The organism is Microbacterium sp. GXF6406 (genome assembly GCF_054798215.1).
Map to the genome: position 1 here is coordinate 1 of NZ_JBSJZH010000019.1, position 19,348 is coordinate 19,348.

The window sequence follows — 19,348 nt, forward strand, 5'->3', positions numbered from 1 at the left end:
GTGGACGCTGATGTGGACGCTGATGTGGACGCTGATGTGGACGCTGATGTGGACGCTGATGTGGACGCTGACGTGGACGCTGACGTGGACGCAGATGTGGACGCTGATGTGGACGCTGACGTGGACGCTGACGTCGATGCAGATGTAGACGCTGACGTGGACGCAGATGTGGACGCTGACGTGGACGCTGACGTCGATGCAGATGTAGACGCTGACGTGGACGCAGATGTGGACGCTGACGTCGATGCAGATGTGGACGCTGACGTGGACGCTGACGTGGACGCTGACGTGGACGCAGATGTGGACGCTGACGTCGATGCAGATGTGGACGCTGATGTGGACGCTGACGTGGATGCAGATGCTGACGCAGCAGAGCTCGCGATCGATGTTCGTATCCCTGAGGTTCGCGTGGGTGACACGCAGACCACCGTCGGAACGGGCTTCCAGCCTGGTGAGGTCGTCACCGGTGTGATGAACTCCGACCCGCTGGCGCTCGGCACGCAGACGGCCGACGCCAACGGAACGGTGACCTTCACCTGGGTCATCCCGCAGGGCACGGAGCTCGGTGCGCACACGGTGACGCTCACCGGCGCCGAGTCCGGCTCGATCAGCGGAACCTTCCGAGTCATCGCGTCCGGATCCGGCAACCTGCCGGCGACGGGTCTCGACCTCGGAGCCTCGGTTCCGATCGGCATTGCGCTCCTGCTTCTCGGCGCAGCTGGATATATGGTGAGCCGCAAGCGCACCGCAGCTAACGAGAACTGAGCTAGTTAGAACCGGCGGGCAGCCCGAGGTCTTCGGATCTCGGGTTGCCCGTCCGTTCGCTAATACAAGTAAGAACACGGAGAACGATGCACGCGAAATCACGGGTGTGGCGCCGATGGGTGTTGCTCGCAATGGGACTATTCGTCATCTGGCACATCTTTGCCACATTCCTCTGGGTCGCTCCTGCATCTCCTTTGCGTGAGGTGGTTCCGAAGAGCGCACTGCGAGGGTATATGTCGCCACTCTTTGGGCAGTCGTGGAGCGTGTTCGCGCCTTCTCCGATCAACGGCGACTACTACTTGGACATTCGCGCTCAGGTCAAGAACGGTGACGGAGATGAATCCGTGACAGATTGGGTCCGCGCAACAGATGTCGAGACGTCTTGGATTCGACACAATCTCACGCCGCCTCGCTCAGCCGGCCTTGCCGTCGATGTCACCCGTGGCCTGTACACGGAGTACAAGGATCTCGACGAGTCCAGCCAGGAGCTCGTCGGCTTGAACTGGCATAAGGATGCGTGGAACGAACGACTTGCGGAGCGGCTGACGGCGGAATCTTCCAACGCCCCCGACAAGTATCTCGAGGCGGAAGAGCGTGTCGCTGCGTACGCGACTCAAGTTGCTTACGCTGTTTGGGGTGACGACGTGGATAAAGTCCAGTTCCGAGTCTCTCGTCAAGCGGTTATCCCCTTTTCTCAACGCAACAATCCCGAGGCAACGCGACCCGAACCCGTCTCTCAGGACTACGGATGGCGCGGTTTGATTGAATACGATGGCCAATCGCGTGATCAGTTCCGCGATTATTTCTGCTCGGCTCCGATCGGAGTTTGCTGACATGGCATGGGTTAACGTGATCCGCAGAGTCCCTGGTTTCCTCTGGCTCATGGTGACGCACGCGCTTAGAGGAATCGGCGCAGGCCTCTCCCGACTCCTGGGATTCTGTGAAGAGTGGCTCACTGGGCGAAAGCACGCACAGTACGGCACCGCGATCATGCGGATTGTTCTGGGACTGGTCGGGCTCGGACTTCTGTTCTCGAACTTCGCCGCCCGATCTTACCTTTACGGTCCGGCTGCAACCTGGACGCAAGAGAGCGTCGATCCGCAGGCGGCTCTGCCGCGAGTCTGGTTGTTCAGCATCGTGCGGCACCTGTCTCACAGCATGTTGTTCATCACGCTGGTGTTCATCGTGCTGGCTGTTCTCGCAGCACTGATTGTGGTCGGATGGCGCATCCGGTTGGTTCTTCCCGTCTACTTCGTGCTCTGGGTGAGCCTGATCGAGACCAATGATGCGGTGAGCGATCAGAGCGACAACGTCTACCGCATCTGCCTGTTCTTCCTGTTCTTTGCAGATTCAGCGCGGCGACTTTCTCTCGACGCGCGTCGCAGAGAGAAAGCCGGCTACGTTCGCGGAGGCGTCCTCGTGCGTGCGTGGAAGGGCGCACCAGTGCTGCCTGAGTGGCTCACGAATGCGGCGCACAACCTCGTGCTCGTGATTCTCACCGCACAGGTTTCGATCATCTACGCATCGGGTGGTCTTTATAAGGCCTCTGGCACGCTTTGGGAGCAGGGCATAGCCGTATACGGGCCGCTCCAAACGCAGCTCTACGGCAGCTCTTGGCCGTGGCTCAGTGAGCTCGCCACCACATGGGGTCCCGCTGTTGTCATCGCGTCGTGGGGATCGATCATCCTGCAGGTGTCGTTCCCGTTCATGCTCATGAACCGCTTCACGCGAGTGATCGCACTGCTCGGCATCGTCGGTTTCCATATCTCGATCGCCGTCCTCATGGGGCTGCCCTGGTTCTCCCTCGCCATGATCTCCATTGACGCGATCTTCGTGCGCGACCGCACTTGGCTCGCGATCGGCCACGGAGTCACGAAGTCCTGGCGGAGCACCGCAGACCAAACTGCGGAACAAACCTCAGAACAACCGGCAGAACAACTGGAGCCCGTGGGCACTCGTCGGTCGGCAAGAGCAGCGGAGAAGCCCGCGACAGAACCCGCCGCCAGCATCTGACAGAAACGTGCTGAGTGGGGGAGCGGCTTCGGCTCGTTCCTCGCTCAGCCCGTTTCTCATGCGCTCACTGGCCGGGAGCTCGCCACTCCTCGACATGCACCTCGACGGTCGCGGCGGCGCCCAGAAGCTTCGAGACGGGGCAGCGGGCGTGCGCAGCATCCAGAACCTGACGCGCCTCGTCGACCGAAGCATCCGCCAGCGAGAGATACGCGTCGACGTGGAACTCGAAACCCGCCCCGGCGGATGCATCGTGCAGTTCGACCTCGACGCGAACCGCGGTGCGACTGCGGCCGGCGACGACGGCCTGCGCCGTGGCATTCAAACACGTCGCCCACGCCAGCGCCAGCAACTGTTCGGGGTCTGTGCCCGCCGGATCTCGCCGCGGGTTCAACGGCGACGACACCGTCACGGCGAGCCCGCCCGGAACCCGGGCGACGCCGTCTCCGCCGTCGCTGTTGATCGCCTCGGTCCGGTACCTCATAGCCATCAGGCCACTATAGTTGGACGCAGTACAGGTAATCCGGGCGATGAAGCCGTGGTCACACAGAACGGCACTCACCGATGGCACATACAGACACGATCGTCGCGTTCGACGATGTCGTCGTGCGCCACGGCGGCCCCGCAACACCTCCCGCCCTCGACGGCATCAGCGTCAGCATCCGACGCGGTGAGATCTTCGGCGTCATCGGCGAAAGCGGCGCCGGCAAGACGACCCTGCTCGAACTCATCAACGCTCTGAAAACCCCCACCAGCGGAACCGTCACGGTCGACGGAGAGAACGTCGCCGGACGCAACCGCGCAGCGCTGCGCGCACTCCGACGCCGCATCGGCGTCGTCTTCCAGGGCATCCACCTGCTCAGCAGCCGTACCGTGCGCCAGAACGTCGAAATCCCGCTCAAGGTCGCCGACGACACCCGGCGCACGCGCGCCGAACGCCGCGCCGCCGTCGACGAGATGCTCGCGTTCGTCGGCCTCACCCACCGCGCCGACCACTACCCGGCCCAGCTCAGCGGCGGCGAACAGCAGCGCGTCGCTCTCGCCCGTGCCCTCATCACCCGACCCCCGGTACTGCTCTGCGATGAACCCACCTCATCGCTCGACGCCAGCACCACCGGCGAGATCCTGCGCGTGCTCCTTAACGCCCGCGCCGAACTCGGCACCACCATCATCGTCATCTCCCACGACCTCGACGTCGTCAAAGCCGTCTGCGACCGCGCACTGCTGCTCGAAAAGGGGCGGATGCGCGAACTCTTCACGGTCAAGAAGAGCGACCTGCGCGCCATGCCCAGCTATCACGAGCAGGTCAGACGGGAGCTCATGTGATGACCTGGCTCACCGAACTCCTCGCCGACTACGGCGACGACATCGTCGAAGCCCTCGCCGAGACCGGCTACATGATGATCGTCTCCCTCGCCGCAGCGGTCATCATCGGGCTCCCGCTCGGCATGCTCGTCTTCCTCACCCAGCGCGGCGGCATCGCCGAGAACCGGCCGATCTGGACGATCGCGAACCTCTACATCAACATCGTCCGCTCCTTCCCGTTCCTGCTGCTCGTCGTCTTCCTCATCCCGTTCACGCGCGCCGTGATGGGAACGAGCTTCGGCACCGAAGCATCCACCCTGCCGCTGTGCTTCGTGGCCGTCGCGATCTACGCGCGCCTCGTCGAACAGATCCTCCGCGAGATCCCACCCGGAATCTCCCGCGTCGCCGTCTCGATGGGCGCCAGCCTGCCGCAGGCCGTCTGGCGCATCCTCCTGCCCGAAGCACGCTCCGGCCTCGTCTACGCGCTCACCTCCGCGGCCATCAGCCTGCTGTCGTACTCCACCGTGCTCGGCGTCGTCGGCGGCGGAGGCATCGGCGACTTCGCCATGCGCTACGGCTACCAGGAGTACAACGACGCCCTCATGTACATCACCATCGCGATCATCGTCGTCTGCGTGCTCGCCATCCAGGCGGTGGGGCATCGGGCATCCGAACGCCTCGACCACCGCTGAACCGTCCCTATATATAGAGAGCAGGAACCATGCGCACCTCCCGTCTCGGACTCGCCGTCATCCTCGGCGCCGCCATCGTCCTCACCGGATGCTCCGCGCCGGACACCGGCGAATCGGATGCGATCACCGACGAACCAGTCGTCATCCAGGTCGCCGCGGTCACCTCGCCCATGACCGATGTGGTGCTCGCTGCCGGTGAAGCCATCGAAGACGGCTACGAGATCGAACTCGTCGAGATCTCCGACTACATCACCGCGAACAACGTCGTCAACGACGGAGACGTCTACGCGAACTTCTCGCAGCACGTGCCCTACATGGAGCTGTTCAACGAGGCGAACAACGGCACCCTCACCGGGGTGCAGCCGGTCTACAACTTCGACATCGCCTTCTACTCGAAGACCCTCGATGACATCGCAGACCTGCCGGATGCCGCGACCATCGCCGTTCCCAACGACTCCGCCAACCTCGGCCGCGCGCTCAAGCTGCTCGACTCCGAGGGTGTCATCACGCTCGCAGAGGGCGTCGACCCCTACGCCGCGACCGTGAAGGACATCGCCGAGAACCCGAAGAACGTCGAGTTCCTCGAGGTTCCGATCGCATCCCTCAACGCCGCCTACGAAGAAGCCGATCTCGTCTTCCAGTGGCCGTCGCACATCGCCGCCCTCGGCCTCACGCCCGAAGAAGACGGACTCATCACCGAGACCGACGACCGCTTCGCCCTCTACCTCGTCGTGCGCGAAGAGAACGCGAAGTCCGCAGAGACCGAGGCCCTGAAGAAGGCCTTCGCCAGCGACGAGGTGCGCGAGGTCATCGAATCGAACGGAACCATCGACGTCGCGTTCTGAGTGGGCCTGTGGCGACGCGACAACCGGGGGCGGCCCGCGACCGCGGTTCACTTAGAGGGATCGCATAAGCCGCTTGGGGTCGTCTTAGAGGACTCCTACGATTGAAGCATCCTTACTTCTCTCTGAGGGGAAAACCATGGTCGACGCCGCTGTCCGCAATTCCGCCCCATCCGCCGCCGAAGACGCTCCGCGCATCGATGTCGAGCGGGTCACCGACCTGCTGCTCGGCACCTGGGCCGACACGCGTCGCACGGCCCGCGAGATGATCAAGGATCCCGCGTTCTGGCGCATCGACGAGCTCGGCAAGGACGAGCACCGCGAGCGCGTGCTCAGCCAGCTGCACCTGCTCGTCGAGCAGGGCGCGGTGCACCGATCGTTCCCGAAGAAGTTCGGCGGCGAGGAGAACAACGGCGCGAACATCGCCGGTTTCGAAGAGCTCGTCGCCGCAGACCCCAGCCTGCAGATCAAGGCCGGCGTGCAGTGGGGGCTGTTCGGATCTGCCGTGCACCAGCTCGGCACCGAGGAGCACCACGAGAAGTGGCTGCCCGGCATCATGGATCTCTCGATCCCCGGTGCGTTCGCGATGACCGAGATCGGGCACGGGTCGGATGTGGCATCCGCAGGGACCACCGCGACATACGACCCCGAGACGGAGGAGTTCGTCATCCACACCCCGTTCCGCGGGGCGACGAAGGAGTACCTCGGCAACGCCGCCGTGCACGGCATCGCCGCGACCGTCTTCGCGCAGCTCATCACGAACGGCGTCAGCCACGGAGTGCACTGCTTCTACGTGCCGCTGCGCGGGGACGACGGCGTCGACCTGCCCGGCATCACCCGTGAGGACGACGGACTCAAGGGCGGCCTGAACGGCATCGACAACGGGCGCCTCACGTTCGACCAGGTGCGCATCCCGCGCACCAACCTGCTCAACAAGTACGGCGACGTCGCCGCGGACGGCACCTACACGAGCCCGATCGACAGCCCCGGCCGCCGCTTCTTCACGATGCTCGGCACGCTCGTGCAGGGTCGCGTCTCGCTCGACGGCGCCGCATCGTGGGCGTCGGCCCTCGCGCTGCACATCGCCATCACTTACGGCTCGCAGCGCCGCCAGTTCGACGGAGCCGACGGCCAGGAGGTCGTGCTGCTCGACTACGGCAAGCACCAGCGCCGACTGTTCCCGCGCCTCGCGACGACGTACGCGCAGATCTTCGCGCACGACGAGTTCCTGCAGAAGTTCGACGGCGTCTTCTCCGGCCGCACCGACACCCCCGACGACCGCGAGGACCTCGAGACGCTCGCCGCAGCGCTCAAGCCGCTGTCGACCTGGCACGCGCTCGACACCCTGCAGGAGGCGCGCGAGGCCTGCGGCGGATCGGGCTTCATGTTCGAGAACCGCCTCGTCGGCCTGCGCGCCGACCTCGACATCTACGTCACCTTCGAGGGCGACAACAACATTCTGCTGCAGCTCGTCGGCAAGCGTCTGCTCACCGACTTCGCCAAGCAGTTCAAGGACAAGGATGCCGCGGCCCTCGCCAAGTACGCCGTCGGGCAGACCGCGGGCAAGGTGTTCCACGGCGCAGGGCTCCGCCGTTTCGGGCAGACGGTCGCCGACTTCGGCTCGACCGCCCGCTCGGTCGAGAACGGTCTGCGCGCCGAGCAGCAGCACGAGCTGCTCGCCGACCGGGTGCAGCAGATGGTGGCCGACATCGCCGGACGCCTGCGCCCGGCCGGCAAGGACAAGGCGCTCGGCGAGAAGCTGTTCAACGAGAACCAGACCGAGCTCATCGAAGCGGCCCGCGCGCACGGCGAGCTGCTGCAGTGGGAGGCGTTCACGGATGCCGTCGCCAGTGTTCCCGATGAGGACACCCGCCAGGTGCTCACCTGGCTGCGCGACCTGTTCGGCCTGCAGCTCATCGAGAAGCACCTCGCCTGGCACATCATCAACGGCCGCCTGTCGACGCAGCGCGCCGCCGCCGTGTCGAGCTACATCGACCGGCTGTGCCTGCGCCTGCGCCCGCACGCGCTCGACCTCGTGAACGCGTTCGGCTACGAGCCCGAGCACGTGCGGGCGCCCATCGCCTCGGGGGCCGAACAGCAGCGTCAGGATGAGGCCCGCGCGTACTACGCCGAGCTCGCGGCATCCGGCAACGCCCCGCTGTCGGAGAAGGCGATGAAGAAGAAGCAGGCCCGCTGACGCGAGCCGATGTCGGCGCCCCTCAATAGGCTGATGACATGACGTCACTGTCGAGGGGCGCCGACGGCCGCGCGCGCTGCGCGTGGGTCGGGGCGGATGCCGAGTACCAGCGCTACCACGATGAGGAGTGGGGCGTGCCGTTGCACGGCGATCGTGCGCTGTTCGAGAAGATTTCGCTCGAGGGGTTCCAGGCAGGACTCAGCTGGATCACGATCCTGCGCAAGCGCCCGCGCTTCCGCGCGGTGTTCGAAGGCTTCGACCCCGAGAGGGTCGCGGCCTTCGACGGTGATGCCGTCGAGAGGCTGATGCAGGATGCCGGGATCATCCGCAACCGGCAGAAGATCACCGCGACGATCTCCAACGCCGCCCTCGTGCGCGACATGGAGCCGGGTGAGCTCGACGCCCTCCTGTGGTCGTTCGCCCCGTCATCCGGCCCCCGCCCGCGATCATTCGACGATGTGCCGGCCGTGACGCCCGAGTCGACCGCGATGAGCAAGGCGCTGCGCAAGCGCGGCTTCCGGTTCGTCGGCCCCACCACGATGTACGCGCTCATGCAGTCGACCGGCATGGCCGACGACCACATCGAGGGATGCTGGCGGGCGTAGCCGTGCGACGCGAACTCTGCGCGTCAGGGGCGGAGGTCAGCGCTGAGCGTCGGCGAGGTGACGGTGGTCGGTGCTGAGCACCTTGACCATCACGCCGCGGCGGCGCAGCTCAGAGATCGTGCGCGTCTCCTCATCGCGATCGCGGCCCAGCGCGTGCACATTCGCCACGACGAGCACATCGCCCGACTTGAGGGTGGCGATGAACCGGGCGAGGCGATCGCTCCAGCTCTCGAGGATCTCGGGGGCCGGGTGCCGGAACCCCTCGATCGGTACACCGAAGCGGGTCAGCTCGTCACGCTGTTCGACGATCGACGGCATCCCCTCGCGGGAGACCACCAGGCCGACCAGGCGCGACTGCGCGGGGCGCGCGTGCCACCACGCGTGATCGTGCTGCAGCTCGGTGAAGCACTTCGAGCATTCGGTCGCCACATGCGGCAGATTCAGCGGGCTCGTCATCGCCTCATCGGCGTTCGAACCCGTCGTCACGTCACTCATGGTTTCCTCCTTCCTCCATTGTGCCCTGTGCCGGTTAAGAGCGACATCTGAACGGTGATCCCGGCGCGGCGGTTCCCGGGAAGCGGCGGGCGCGTATTCTGGCTTCGGTTCTCCGACGTTGGGATGGCTATCGGTATGAACAGTCGAATCGTACGCGCGGTGTTCGCCGCGGGCCTGGCCGGGGCGGTGCTCTCCGGGTGCAGTGCGCCCGTGGATGAGGAGCCGGTGGATTCCGGCCTCACCTGGCAGGAGGCGAAGGCGGCCGCTCAGGAGACCGAGCGGGAGATCGCCGCGCTGGTTCCGGAGGAGGACATCGTCAGCGTCGAGCAGAAGGAGACCGGGGTGCTGCTCTCCTGCGACGAGGAGAGCCACAACTGGAACGGTTTCACGACGGTGACGATGGTTCCCGGCGTCGATATCGATGCGCTCGTCAAGGACATCGAGGCGCACTACGCCGACGACCCGAGGTTCGAGAGCCGGTCCTGGATGACGCCCGGCGACACGTATGCGGTGCAGCTGATGGCCCTCGACACGGCAGCGAACTACATCATCTCCGAGGACGAGCGCGGCACGTTCCGCATCGAGTCGGGGTCAGAGTGCTTCATCCTGCCCGAGGACGTCTACCCGGGTGGGACGTTCTGACCCGCCCGCGCTGACACCCTCACAGCACGCCGAGCGCCCGCACGGCCTCCCGCTCGGAGACGAGCTCGGCGACCGTCGCATCCAGACGGCGCTGCGCCCAGGCATCCATTTCGAGCCCCTCGACGATCCGCCACTCGCCGTCCACTGATCGCACCGGGAACGACGACACGAGCCCCTCCGGCACCCCGTACTCGCCGTGCGAGACGACGCCGGCGCTCGTCCAGTCGTCGGTTCCGAGCACCCAATCGCGGGTGTGCTCGATCGTCGCGTTCGCGGCCGATGCCACCGAAGAGGACCCGCGAACCTCGATGATCTCCGCCCCGCGCTTCGCGACCCGCGGGATGAAGGTCTCCTCCAACCACGCCGGAACATCGCCCACACGCTCGGCCAGTGCCTCGGCGACCGGCCGGCCGCCGACCGTCGCATGTGAGATGTCGGGGAACTGCGACGCCGAATGGTTGCCCCAGATCGGCACCCGCCGGATGCTCGCCACCGGGGCATCCAGCGTGAGCGCCAGCTGCGCCCGAGCCCGGTTCTCATCGAGTCGGGTCAGCGCCGTGAAGCGCTCCGCCGGAACACCATCGGCGGATGCCGCGGCGATCAGCGCATTGGTATTGGCAGGGTTGCCCACCACGGTCACCCGCACTCCGGGCGACGCGTTCTCGGCGATCGCCCGACCCTGCGGGCCGAAGATCCCCGCGTTCGCGGCGAGCAGATCCGCCCGCTCCATGCCGGGGCCGCGCGGACGCGCCCCCACCAGCAGGGCGATGTCGCAACCATCGAAACCAGTGCTCGCGGCATCCGTCACCTCGACGCTCTCGAGCAGCCCGAACGCGCCGTCCTGCAGTTCGAGAGCCGCACCCTCGGCCGCCTTCATCCCCTGCGGGATCTCCAGCAGCCGCAACCGCACCCTCTCATCCGCACCCAGCATGTCGCCCGCGGCGATGCGGAACAGCAGGGCATAACCGATCTGCCCGCCCGCACCCGTGATCGTGATCGTCGTCGCCATGCGCCCGAGCCTACGACGGCTACGGCGCGGAGAACAGGGTGCGCGGTACCCTCACGGCATGACGTTCAACCCCGATGCCGACATCTCGACGCACAAGACCCGCCGTCCGGGCCGCACCGCCGCAGTCGCCGGCATCGGCGGCGTCGGAGTCCTCGGCATCATCGCCCTCATCGCCGGCCCGCTGCTCGGCATCGACCTCACCCCCTTCCTCGGCGGAGGAACCCAGGGCGGGGGAGCCCCCGCATCCGAGGAGAGCGCCGCCCTGCTGTGCGACACCGGCGAGGACGCCAACACCCAGGACGACTGCCGCATGGCCGGCGCCCAGGTGCTCCTCGACGACTACTGGGCCGACCACGTCGACGGCTACGTCGAACCCACCCTCTACGTGTTCACCGGTCAGACGCAGTCCGGGTGCGGCACAGCATCCAACTCCGTCGGACCGTTCTACTGCCCGCCCGACCAGAGCATCTACATCGACCCCGACTTCTACGAACTCATGCGCACGCAGTTCGGAGCATCCGCCGGCAACCTCGCCCAGCTCTACATCGTCGGACACGAGTGGGGCCACCACATCCAGAACATCACCGGCGTCATGGCCGACCACCCCGGCCGCGAGACCGGCCCCGGCAGTGATGGCGTGCGCATCGAGCTGCAGGCCGACTGCTACGCCGGCGCGTGGCTCGCCGATGCCGCGAACCAGACCGATGCCAACGGCGTGCACTACATGCAGGAGCCGAGCGAAGCGGAACTCGCCGACGCGCTCAACGCCGCCCTCGTCGTCGGCGACGACCACATCCAGGAGATGTCGGGCTTCTCCAACCCCGAATCGTTCACGCACGGCTCCAGCGCGAACCGCCAGTTCTGGTTCGCGAACGGCTACGAGAACGGCCTCGGCGTCTGCGACACGTTCGCCGCCGACGTCAAGATCAGCGACGTGTCCTGACCCGGCCGCGTCCCACCCCGCCAACCGCACTCCGCGCGGTACGGTGAAGGCACCGCCGGAGGACGGCGGATCTCATACAGCGGGGGCCGAGATGAACCTGGAAGCGCTTTACCCACCCATCGAGCCGTACGACAGCGGCATGCAACTGGTGGGTGACGGGCAGCGCATCTATTGGGAGGTCAGCGGAAACCCCGACGGCAAGCCCGTCGTCTTCCTGCACGGCGGACCCGGCGGCGGCACAGCTCCCTGGCATCGCCGATTCTTCGATCCCGAGAAGTACCGCATCGTGCTGTTCGACCAGCGCGGGTGCGGCCAGAGCATCCCGCATGCCAGCGCGCCCGACGCCGACATGCGCTTCAACACCACCGCGCATCTGATCGCCGACATCGAACTGCTGCGCAAGAACCTCGGCATCGAGAAGTGGCAGGTCTTCGGCGGGTCGTGGGGGAGCGCCCTCGCGCTCGCCTACGCGCAGGCGCATCCGGATGCCGTCACCGAACTCGTGCTGCGCGGCATCTTCACCCTGCGCCGGCTCGAGCTCGAATGGTTCTACGAGGGCGGCGCCGCAGCGCTCTTCCCCGACCTGTGGCAGGACTACGTCGACCAGATCCCCGTGCTCGAGCGCAGCCGCATGCTCGAGGCCTACCACCGTCGCCTCTTCGACCCCGACCCCGCCGTGCACGTGCCTGCGGCGAAGGCCTGGACCCGCTGGGAAGGATCGACCATCACGGTGCACCCCGACCCCGACAAGGTCGAGCAGATGACCGAGGATGCCACGGCCGTCGCGTTCGCCCGGATCGAGAACCACTACTTCGTCAACGGCGGCTGGTGGGAAGAGGGCCAGTTGATCGACGGCGTCGACGCCATCCGGCACATCCCCGCCGTCATCGTGCAGGGGCGCTACGACGTGTGCACGCCCATGATGACCGCCTGGGACCTGCATCAGGCATGGCCCGAAGCGACGTTCGTCGTCGTCGACGACGCCGGGCACGCGGCATCCGAACCGGGCATCGCCCGCTCCCTCCGCGACGCGACCGACCTCTTCGCCGACGACTGAACCGCCGGTGCGCTCAGGCGCGCAGCGCCTGAAGCAACGTCTTCGCGAGTGTCAGGACTCCGCCCTTCGCGCGGAAGCGCGTGAGCCCCTCGCTGACGACGGCACCCGAAGCCGCCGTGACGAACCACGGCGGCTTCGGGAGGATCGTGAAGCGCCCGCCGCCGTTGAGCAGCGGAAGAGAGCGGGGGAGCGGACGGAAAGGCCCCCGGATCACCGAACGCTCGACGCCATCGAGCAGCAGAGCATTGTGCACCACTCCGATGCCGCTGCCGACATCTGCCGTGGTGCTGCCTGGATAAGCGCCCCAGGTGAGCGTCGGGATGATGAACCCGAACGCCGTCCACGCGTTGATCGCGATCGACCCGTAGCGCAACTCGGCGATCGCCCGCTCGAAGCCGCTGCCCAGGTGCTTCTGGGTGACCGGATCGATCAGCACATTCGCGCCGAGCGTGCCGTGCAGCTTCTCGTTCGCATGCGCGACCGCGGCATCGAGGAACTCCTGGCCCGTGCCGGGCAGCTCGACCACGCCGAGCACCGGTGCGAAGTACTCCGTGCTCTCGATCGCCGAGGCATCGTCATCGGCATCGAGCTCGACGAGCAGCCGATCGCCGAGCACGAGCGCATCCGGGTAATCGTCGTTCGCGGAATCCATGCGGGCGGCCGAGCCCGGGTACCAGATCGGCCGCTCCGGAGCCTGTGCATACGCGCGGCGCAGGGCCGCGTGGAACTGCTCGCGCTGCGGCCAATCCTTCGACAGGACGACCATCTGGCCAGCGATGCAGTTGTGCCCCGAGTTCTGCAGACGCATCGTCGCGATGTGCTCCGCGTGGAAGGTGATGTCGGCATCCGACCAGTCTCCGGGGACCACGATGATCGGCGAGACGCCGCCCAGTTCGGCCGTGATCGGCTTCTTCAGCTTCGGGCGATCCTCGCGGCGACGGCGCTTCGCGGCGGCATCCGTTCCCCACACGATCGCATCGAACGTCGCCGCCGAGCCCGTGATGTGCACGTGGACGAGGCTCTTGTGCGCGGTGAGATAGGCGCCGATATCGCCCGCGCCGCGCACGATGCGCAGGAACCCCGGCTCGATGAGGGGTGCGAAGGCGTGCTCGAAGACAGGCACGAGCGCGTCCTGCGTCGGGTTGACCTTCAGCAGCGCCGTGCGGTTGTGGGCGAGCAGCTCGTAGAGCACGTCGAGGATGGGGATCGAGGTGACGTTGCCGGCACCGAGCACGAGGCCCACGCCGCCGAACTCGGTCGGGGTGCGCTGGGCGAGGCCTGCGCTCGCGCGGGCCGTTCGCGGCGTCGTGCCGGGCTCGAGCCACACCTCGCCCGTGAAGCCGGACAGCAGGAACTTGTCGAGACCTGTCAGCGGGAACGCAAGAACGCGGGCCCGGCCGCCCGGCGCGCGGTCGATGCGCACGCCCTCGAGCGGGTTGCGGCCCTCGCCCATCCGCGAGAGCGTCTCGATGTAGGCATCGAGTGCGCCCATCACGCTGTAGGGCCCCGAGAGCCACTCCTCGCCGCGCAGCGGGTGGCTGCCGTTGAGGCCCTTCGACGCGTTCGCGGTGTGCGCCCACTCCTCGGCCGATGCCGCGACATTCGTGCGCACGGCGCGCAGCACCGTCGCGCGCTGCGCGACCGAGAGCGCCGACCAGGTGCGCCCGCCCTCGGCGAGATCGGCGATCGCGTCGTCGAGACGCTCGCGCACGGCATCGTCGAGTCCGGCGGATGCCGGGGCCGGGGTGGTCGCTGACGTCATTCGGGTCTCCTTCGGAGTGCCGGCGTCCGCGGGCGCGGAGCGCGCGGGCGCGGGATCAGATCAGCGAGAGTTCGCGCAGCTTGGTCGCGACGTCGTCGTTCGACGGCTCGACATGGTGCGAAGCATCCGGGTAGACGACCACGGGGATGTTCGTGCGGCCCGAGATCTCCTTCGCGACATCAGCGGCATCGGGGTCGGCGACGAGGTCGATGTACGTGTACGCGATGCCGAGCTCGTCGAGCTGCTTCTTGGTGCGGACGCAGTCGCGGCACCAGTCGGCGCCGAACATCGTGATCGTGTCAGAGGCGGGAGCAGTCATGATTCCAGGATATGGCGGGACGGGGACATCGGCATCCGAAATCAATAGTTGCCGACTTAGGTAAGCCTCACCTATGGTTGTGGGCGTGACCTCCGCATGTGAACATCTCGAAGATCCGGATTGGGCGAACATCGACGGGCCGGTGCTCATCGCCGGCGACGTCCACGATGTTCCCGTGATCAGCGAGATCTGCCGGCAGCTGCCCTGGGACACGATGGGCACCGTGATCCTGGAAGCAGCGGCGCGCATCCAAACGCGCCACATCGATGTCCCCGAGGGGGTATCGGTGCGCTGGCTCGTGCGGGGAGACGGCATCGAGGCGCGCGCGAGGGGCGAGCGTCTCGGAACTGCCGTTCATGGGTGGTGTGTGGAGTGGACGTGCTCTGAACCCCAGACACCGTGGACCGTATGGCTCGGCCCCCACACACCACCCAGAGTCGCGCAGATGGCGCGCAGCCTGCTCGGCGTGCACGCCCCGCCCGCGTAGCCTGGCGGTATGAACGCCACCCGCTGGGACCAGATCCACGCACCGCACGGCATCGCCTCGCTGCGGCACACGCACTGGCTCGACGGCGACCCGCAGGCCTATGAGGGGGCGCCCGGCCGCTGGCATACCGGCGACGGCGCGGTCATCGGCACCGGAATCGATGGAATCGGAGACATCGTCCTCGCGCCCTTCGCCGAGACCGTGATCGGCGCGGTGAAGCTGCGGGCCTTCGCCCGCGACGGCGCACTCGCCCTGCGCGTCCACGACCCCGAGAACCCCGCCCGCGTGCAGCTGACGGGAATCGAATCCTATGCACCGGATGCCGCATGGGCACTCACCGGACGATACGAACCGGCCGCGGTAGGAGAGGAACGCCTCATCCGCAGCGTCGACGGGCACGAGAGCACCCATCCGGCCGGAGGGCGCGTCACGCTGATGATCAGGGGCGAGGAGCGCACGCTGATCGTCTCGGATGACGGCGGTGCGCTCAACGCCGTCATCGCCGATTCCTCGGCGAGCGGCGGAACCTATCCGTTCCGGTTCCTGCCGATCGGTGCCCCGGATGCTGCGGGCGCCGTGACCGTCGACTTCAACCGCGCCTACCTGCCGCCGTGTGCCTTCAGCGATCAGTACGTCTGCCCGCTGCCGCCGCCCGAGAACCGCCTGCCCATCGCCGTGACCGCCGGAGAACGCCGGGCCCTGCGCGCCGACTCCTGACCCCCACCGCTCAGCCCGCGACGAAATGATCGGGGGAGACCTCGACGAGCGGTCCGTCCGGCAGGGCCTCGGCCGCAGCCGGGCGCGCGGCCACCTGCGCCAAACGCTCGCGGGCGCGCACCGGATCCGGCAACAGCACCGCATCGAGAAGACGGCGCGTATAGGGATGCCGCGGAGCGGCGAACAGCTCGGCGGTCGGAGCCAGCTCGACGATGCGACCCCGACGCATCACCGCCGTGCGCGTCGCGATCTCCCGCACCACCGACAGGTCATGCGAGATGAACAGGTAGGTGAGGTCGAACTCCCGCTGCAGATCCTTCAGCAGATCCGTCACCTGCGCCTGGATCGACATGTCCAGCGCCGAGACCGGCTCATCGCACACGATGAACGCCGGACGCGGGGCGATCGCCCGAGCGATCGCGATGCGCTGCCGCTGGCCACCGCTGAATGCGCGCGGACGCTTGCGCACAGCATCCTCGTCGATGCCGACCGCGGCCAGAGCCTCACGGGCGGCAGCCTCGGCACTCGCCGCCGAGGCGCCCCGCGCCGTCAACGGCTCCATCACGCTCGCCAACGCCGAACGATGCGGGTTCAACGCCGAGAACGGATCCTGATGGATGATCTGCATCTCGCCCGAACCGGTGTGCTCGACAGCTCCCGCCGTCGGCCGCTCAACGCCGAGGATCAACCGGCCCAGCGTCGACTTACCACTGCCCGATTCGCCCACGACGCCGAGGGTTTCACCGGCGGCGATCTCCAGGGTCACACCATCGACAGCATCCAGGCTTCCGATCTTCCGGCCCCAGGCGTTGCGCACCGGGTACGTCTTGCGCAGATCGCCCACGCGGATGAGCCCGCCCATCAGAGCATCCCCTCATCGATCGCCGCCAGCAGCTGACGCGTGTACGGGTGCTCGGGCGCGGTGAACAGCCGATCGACCGGGGCCGTCTCGACGATGCGGCCGTCCTTCATGACCGCGACCGTGTCGCAGAGCGCGGCAACCACGCCCAGATCGTGCGTGACGATGACGACCGTGAGCTCGCGCTCAGCCTGCAGCTGACGGATCAGGGAGAGGATCTCGGCCTGCACCGTCGCATCCAGCGCCGTCGTCGGCTCATCCAGAAGCAGAAGACGAGGCTCGGCCAGCAGCGCCATGGCGATCATCGCGCGCTGGCGCAAGCCCCCCGACAGCTCATGCGGGTACCGGGCGAAGACCCGTTCCGGGTCGGGAATCCGGGCCGCGGCGAGAGCATCAACCGCCTGGCGCTTCGCCTCCGACCGGGCGACACCGCGGCGGCGGGCGACCTCGACGAGATGAGCACCGATGCGCATGAGCGGATTGAACGACGTCAACGGGTCCTGGAACACCATCGAGATCGGCAGGCGGGAGTGATCGTAGCGGCCCGTGACATCGGCACCGTCGAACGCGATGCGCGACCAGCGACGATCCGCACCCTCGGGAAGGATGTCCATGATCGCCCGCAGCATCATGGTCTTGCCCGAACCCGACTCGCCCACGATGCCGAGGATCCCGCCCGCCGGAACGTCGAGGGACTGTCCGTCGATGACGCGGAAGGGTCCGCCCGTTGTCGGCAGATCGATCGTCAGATCGTCGATGCTCAGGATGCTCATACCGCCGTCTCCTCGCTGACCTTGCGCCGCAGCGCATCGCCGAGGACGTTGAACGACAGCACCGTCAGCATGACAAGAAGACCCGGAACGACCGCCAGCAGAGGGCTGCGCGCCAGGGACCCCTGCGCCGATTCGAGCAGGCTGCCCCACGAGGCCATCGGCGGCTGGATGCCCAGCCCCAGGAAGCTCAGCGCCGATTCGGTCAGCATCGCCGCCGAGATCGTCGCGGTCGCCGCGACGATGATGGTCGGCAGAGCATCCGGCAACACGTGCCGACAGATGACGGTGCGGGCGCGCTCGCCGACGAAACGGGCATAACCGACATAGGTGCGCTCACGCAGCGACAGGGTCTCCGCGCGCACGAGCCGTGCCGTCGGCATCCAGGAGAACAGCCCGATCACCACGATGATCGTCCACAGCCCCGGGCGCAGGAATACGCTCGCGACGATGACGAGCACCATCCACGGGATCGACGACAGGAAATCGACGAAGCGCATCAGCACCTCATCGACCCAGCCGCGGGCATAACCGGCCGTGAGGCCCACGACCACACCGATCGCCGTCGACGCGAGCATCGCCAGAACGCCGACCAGCAGCGAGATGCGCCCGCCGTAGATCACCCGCGACAGGTAGTCGCGTCCGACGTCGTCGGTACCGAGCAGATGGGCAGCGCTCGGACCCTGCCAGCGGATCGCGAGATCCGTCGTATCGGGGTCGAGGGGAAGAAGAGGAGCCAGGATGCTGATCGCGATGACGAGCGTCAGGAACACGGCCGCGGCGATCTCCGACGCGGAGCGCAACGGACGCGTGCGGCGCGGCTTCGGATCGTCGATGATGACGGGGACGGTCATGCTGCTCCTCCCAACCGGATGCGCGGATCGACGAGCACGTACAGGATGTCGGCGATCAGGTTGCCGATGATCACCATCAGCGCCGACAGCAGCAGCACCGCCAGGATCACCGGATAGTCCAGGCTCTTCGTCGCAGTCAGGAAATAGGGGCCGATGCCCGGCCAGGCGAACACCGACTCGGTGATGATCGCCCCCGTGATGAGCATCGGCAGCGCCAGCCCCAGCTGCGTCACGATCGGCAGCAGAACGTTGCGGCTGATGTGCACCCCGAGGATGCGGCGGCCCGGCGAACCGTAGGCGCGCTGCACCAGAACATAGTCCTGCGACAGCTGATTGATCGTCGCCGAACGCACATAGCGGCTGAGCTCGGGGAAGAACGCCACCACGAGCACCGTGAACGGCAGCACGTAGTGGGCGAGGAGATCCAACGGATCGCCCTGCTTGCCCACAGTGTTCATGCCGATGATCGGGAACCAGCGCAACAGGTAGCCGAACACGTAGATCATCAGCAGCGCGAACCAGAAAGACGGCGTCGCGATGCCGATGCCGGCGACCGAATCGATGATGCGATCCGCCCAACGGCCCTTTCGGGAGCCGGCGATCAGCCCCAGGACGATCGCGACGACGAGGGCCGCGAGGTATGCGGGGCCCACCAGCAGCATCGTGTTCGGGATGCGGGCCGCGAGCTCGGAGCTGATCGTCTGCCGGCTCGTCAGCGAATAGCCGAAATCGCCCTGCAGCACGTTCCCGAGCCACAGCAGATACTGCGTGATCACGGGCTGATCCAGACCGAACTTCGCCCGCATCGCGGCGACCGTCTCATCCGACATGTTCGGAGTCGTGATCGAATCGACCACGTCGTAGGGCGCCAGCTGGATCAGCAGGAACACCACGAACGACAGCAGCAGGAGCATCGGGACGACCTGCACGAGCCGTCGGGCGATGAACCTGATCACGGGGTTCTCCTTCTGCCGGGTGGGTTCTCCGGCGGACAGACGGATGCCGTGAGCCGGCTTGT

Annotated in this window: 22 protein-coding genes; 13 read left to right on the forward strand and 9 right to left on the reverse strand. The window is 66.9% G+C overall.

Translation table 11 applies throughout. From position 1 onward, the window contains the following. The 3 genes from ACWAUG_RS10745 to ACWAUG_RS10755 all read left to right on the forward strand — a co-directional run. On the forward strand, positions 1-765 hold a 765-nt coding region (locus ACWAUG_RS10745), incomplete at its 5' end, for an LPXTG cell wall anchor domain-containing protein (protein ID WP_460802395.1). An 86-nt stretch (positions 766-851) separates the two neighbouring features. Next, the gene (locus tag ACWAUG_RS10750) at positions 852-1,598 is read left to right on the forward strand and encodes a DUF5819 family protein (protein ID WP_460802396.1); all 747 of its coding nucleotides are present in this window, start codon (positions 852-854) and stop codon (positions 1,596-1,598) included. Beyond that, complete coding sequence (locus tag ACWAUG_RS10755; RefSeq protein ID WP_460802397.1) at positions 1,549-2,778, forward strand: HTTM domain-containing protein; 1,230 nt, start codon at positions 1,549-1,551, stop codon at positions 2,776-2,778. Before ACWAUG_RS10750 ends, ACWAUG_RS10755 begins: the two co-directional genes overlap by 50 nt. A gap of 64 nt (positions 2,779-2,842) precedes the next feature. Here ACWAUG_RS10755 and ACWAUG_RS10760 read toward each other — a convergent pair whose 3' ends face one another. After that, on the reverse strand, positions 2,843-3,265 hold the full coding sequence (locus ACWAUG_RS10760; RefSeq protein ID WP_298041341.1) for an OsmC family protein: 423 nt from the start codon (positions 3,263-3,265) through the stop codon (positions 2,843-2,845). 74 nt (positions 3,266-3,339) lie between these two features. On the opposite strand from ACWAUG_RS10760, the gene ACWAUG_RS10765 reads away from it, so the two are divergent. The 5 genes from ACWAUG_RS10765 (at position 3,340) to ACWAUG_RS10785 (ending at position 8,416) form a co-directional block, all read left to right on the forward strand. Then, on the forward strand, positions 3,340-4,101 hold the full coding sequence (locus tag ACWAUG_RS10765) for an ATP-binding cassette domain-containing protein (RefSeq protein WP_298041343.1): 762 nt from the start codon (positions 3,340-3,342) through the stop codon (positions 4,099-4,101). Next, positions 4,101-4,772, forward strand: a complete 672-nt coding sequence (locus ACWAUG_RS10770) for a methionine ABC transporter permease (RefSeq protein WP_460802398.1) — start codon at positions 4,101-4,103, stop codon at positions 4,770-4,772. The genes ACWAUG_RS10765 and ACWAUG_RS10770 overlap by 1 nt, the downstream gene beginning before the upstream one ends. A 29-nt stretch (positions 4,773-4,801) precedes the next feature. Further along, positions 4,802-5,617, forward strand: coding sequence for a MetQ/NlpA family ABC transporter substrate-binding protein (locus ACWAUG_RS10775; RefSeq protein WP_460802399.1), 816 nt, complete (start codon positions 4,802-4,804; stop codon positions 5,615-5,617). A gap of 136 nt (positions 5,618-5,753) precedes the next feature. Beyond that, on the forward strand, positions 5,754-7,811 hold the full coding sequence (locus tag ACWAUG_RS10780; RefSeq protein WP_460802400.1) for an acyl-CoA dehydrogenase family protein: 2,058 nt from the start codon (positions 5,754-5,756) through the stop codon (positions 7,809-7,811). Positions 7,812-7,849: 38 nt separating this feature from the next. Then, positions 7,850-8,416: a DNA-3-methyladenine glycosylase I gene (locus tag ACWAUG_RS10785; protein WP_460802401.1), complete on the forward strand. Its 567-nt coding sequence runs from the start codon at positions 7,850-7,852 to the stop codon at positions 8,414-8,416. Between the two features lie 36 nt (positions 8,417-8,452). On the opposite strand, the gene ACWAUG_RS10790 is transcribed toward ACWAUG_RS10785, so the two are convergent. Beyond that, positions 8,453-8,911, reverse strand: a complete 459-nt coding sequence (locus ACWAUG_RS10790; protein WP_460802402.1) for a recombinase family protein — start codon at positions 8,909-8,911, stop codon at positions 8,453-8,455. Positions 8,912-9,046: 135 nt separating this feature from the next. Between ACWAUG_RS10790 and ACWAUG_RS10795 the strand changes: the two genes are divergently transcribed. Beyond that, entirely contained in the window at positions 9,047-9,553 is a 507-nt protein-coding gene (locus tag ACWAUG_RS10795) for a hypothetical protein (RefSeq protein WP_460802403.1), read from the forward strand. A gap of 19 nt (positions 9,554-9,572) precedes the next feature. Here ACWAUG_RS10795 and ACWAUG_RS10800 read toward each other — a convergent pair whose 3' ends face one another. Beyond that, positions 9,573-10,562, reverse strand: coding sequence for a malate dehydrogenase (locus tag ACWAUG_RS10800; protein WP_460802404.1), 990 nt, complete (start codon positions 10,560-10,562; stop codon positions 9,573-9,575). Between the two features lie 58 nt (positions 10,563-10,620). On the opposite strand from ACWAUG_RS10800, the gene ypfJ reads away from it, so the two are divergent. Next, positions 10,621-11,505, forward strand: coding sequence for a KPN_02809 family neutral zinc metallopeptidase (gene ypfJ / locus ACWAUG_RS10805; protein ID WP_460802405.1), 885 nt, complete (start codon positions 10,621-10,623; stop codon positions 11,503-11,505). A gap of 91 nt (positions 11,506-11,596) precedes the next feature. Continuing rightward, entirely contained in the window at positions 11,597-12,562 is a 966-nt protein-coding gene (gene pip, locus ACWAUG_RS10810; RefSeq protein ID WP_460802406.1) for a prolyl aminopeptidase, read from the forward strand. A 13-nt stretch (positions 12,563-12,575) separates the two neighbouring features. Here pip and ACWAUG_RS10815 read toward each other — a convergent pair whose 3' ends face one another. Then, positions 12,576-14,324, reverse strand: coding sequence for an aldehyde dehydrogenase family protein (locus tag ACWAUG_RS10815; protein WP_460802407.1), 1,749 nt, complete (start codon positions 14,322-14,324; stop codon positions 12,576-12,578). A gap of 55 nt (positions 14,325-14,379) precedes the next feature. Continuing rightward, positions 14,380-14,643, reverse strand: a complete 264-nt coding sequence (locus ACWAUG_RS10820) for a glutaredoxin family protein (RefSeq protein WP_460802408.1) — start codon at positions 14,641-14,643, stop codon at positions 14,380-14,382. 85 nt (positions 14,644-14,728) lie between these two features. Between ACWAUG_RS10820 and ACWAUG_RS10825 the strand changes: the two genes are divergently transcribed. Then, the gene (locus ACWAUG_RS10825) at positions 14,729-15,130 is read left to right on the forward strand and encodes an SIP domain-containing protein (RefSeq protein WP_460802409.1); all 402 of its coding nucleotides are present in this window, start codon (positions 14,729-14,731) and stop codon (positions 15,128-15,130) included. A gap of 9 nt (positions 15,131-15,139) precedes the next feature. After that, entirely contained in the window at positions 15,140-15,847 is a 708-nt protein-coding gene (locus tag ACWAUG_RS10830) for a DUF1684 domain-containing protein (protein WP_460802410.1), read from the forward strand. 10 nt (positions 15,848-15,857) lie between these two features. On the opposite strand, the gene ACWAUG_RS10835 is transcribed toward ACWAUG_RS10830, so the two are convergent. Genes ACWAUG_RS10835 through ACWAUG_RS10850 form a run of 4 tightly spaced genes read right to left on the reverse strand, consistent with a single transcriptional unit; the run spans position 15,858 to position 19,286 of the window. After that, positions 15,858-16,709, reverse strand: a complete 852-nt coding sequence (locus ACWAUG_RS10835; protein ID WP_298040071.1) for an ATP-binding cassette domain-containing protein — start codon at positions 16,707-16,709, stop codon at positions 15,858-15,860. Continuing rightward, on the reverse strand, positions 16,709-17,479 hold the full coding sequence (locus ACWAUG_RS10840) for an ABC transporter ATP-binding protein (protein WP_460802411.1): 771 nt from the start codon (positions 17,477-17,479) through the stop codon (positions 16,709-16,711). The genes ACWAUG_RS10835 and ACWAUG_RS10840 overlap by 1 nt, the downstream gene beginning before the upstream one ends. Further along, positions 17,476-18,330: an ABC transporter permease gene (locus ACWAUG_RS10845; protein WP_460802412.1), complete on the reverse strand. Its 855-nt coding sequence runs from the start codon at positions 18,328-18,330 to the stop codon at positions 17,476-17,478. The genes ACWAUG_RS10840 and ACWAUG_RS10845 overlap by 4 nt, the downstream gene beginning before the upstream one ends. Continuing rightward, positions 18,327-19,286, reverse strand: a complete 960-nt coding sequence (locus ACWAUG_RS10850; RefSeq protein WP_460802413.1) for an ABC transporter permease — start codon at positions 19,284-19,286, stop codon at positions 18,327-18,329. Before ACWAUG_RS10850 ends, ACWAUG_RS10845 begins: the two co-directional genes overlap by 4 nt. Positions 19,287-19,348: the final 62 nt, after the last annotated feature.

Bases quoted from the DNA above. Each gene is read 5' to 3' on its own strand.
- ACWAUG_RS10750 (WP_460802396.1), top strand. From the start codon at position 852: ATGCACGCGAAATCACGGGTGTGGCGCCGATGGGTGTTGCTCGCAATG.
- ACWAUG_RS10760 (WP_298041341.1), bottom strand. From the start codon at position 3,265: ATGGCTATGAGGTACCGGACCGAGGCGATCAACAGCGACGGCGGAGAC.
- ACWAUG_RS10765 (WP_298041343.1), top strand. From the start codon at position 3,340: ATGGCACATACAGACACGATCGTCGCGTTCGACGATGTCGTCGTGCGC.
- ACWAUG_RS10770 (WP_460802398.1), top strand. From the start codon at position 4,101: ATGACCTGGCTCACCGAACTCCTCGCCGACTACGGCGACGACATCGTC.
- ACWAUG_RS10775 (WP_460802399.1), top strand. From the start codon at position 4,802: ATGCGCACCTCCCGTCTCGGACTCGCCGTCATCCTCGGCGCCGCCATC.
- ACWAUG_RS10780 (WP_460802400.1), top strand. From the start codon at position 5,754: ATGGTCGACGCCGCTGTCCGCAATTCCGCCCCATCCGCCGCCGAAGAC.
- ACWAUG_RS10785 (WP_460802401.1), top strand. From the start codon at position 7,850: ATGACGTCACTGTCGAGGGGCGCCGACGGCCGCGCGCGCTGCGCGTGG.
- ACWAUG_RS10790 (WP_460802402.1), bottom strand. From the start codon at position 8,911: ATGAGTGACGTGACGACGGGTTCGAACGCCGATGAGGCGATGACGAGC.
- ACWAUG_RS10795 (WP_460802403.1), top strand. From the start codon at position 9,047: ATGAACAGTCGAATCGTACGCGCGGTGTTCGCCGCGGGCCTGGCCGGG.
- ACWAUG_RS10800 (WP_460802404.1), bottom strand. From the start codon at position 10,562: ATGGCGACGACGATCACGATCACGGGTGCGGGCGGGCAGATCGGTTAT.
- ypfJ (WP_460802405.1), top strand. From the start codon at position 10,621: ATGACGTTCAACCCCGATGCCGACATCTCGACGCACAAGACCCGCCGT.
- pip (WP_460802406.1), top strand. From the start codon at position 11,597: ATGAACCTGGAAGCGCTTTACCCACCCATCGAGCCGTACGACAGCGGC.
- ACWAUG_RS10815 (WP_460802407.1), bottom strand. From the start codon at position 14,324: ATGACGTCAGCGACCACCCCGGCCCCGGCATCCGCCGGACTCGACGAT.
- ACWAUG_RS10820 (WP_460802408.1), bottom strand. From the start codon at position 14,643: ATGACTGCTCCCGCCTCTGACACGATCACGATGTTCGGCGCCGACTGG.
- ACWAUG_RS10830 (WP_460802410.1), top strand. From the start codon at position 15,140: ATGAACGCCACCCGCTGGGACCAGATCCACGCACCGCACGGCATCGCC.
- ACWAUG_RS10835 (WP_298040071.1), bottom strand. From the start codon at position 16,709: ATGGGCGGGCTCATCCGCGTGGGCGATCTGCGCAAGACGTACCCGGTG.
- ACWAUG_RS10840 (WP_460802411.1), bottom strand. From the start codon at position 17,479: ATGAGCATCCTGAGCATCGACGATCTGACGATCGATCTGCCGACAACG.
- ACWAUG_RS10845 (WP_460802412.1), bottom strand. From the start codon at position 18,330: ATGACCGTCCCCGTCATCATCGACGATCCGAAGCCGCGCCGCACGCGT.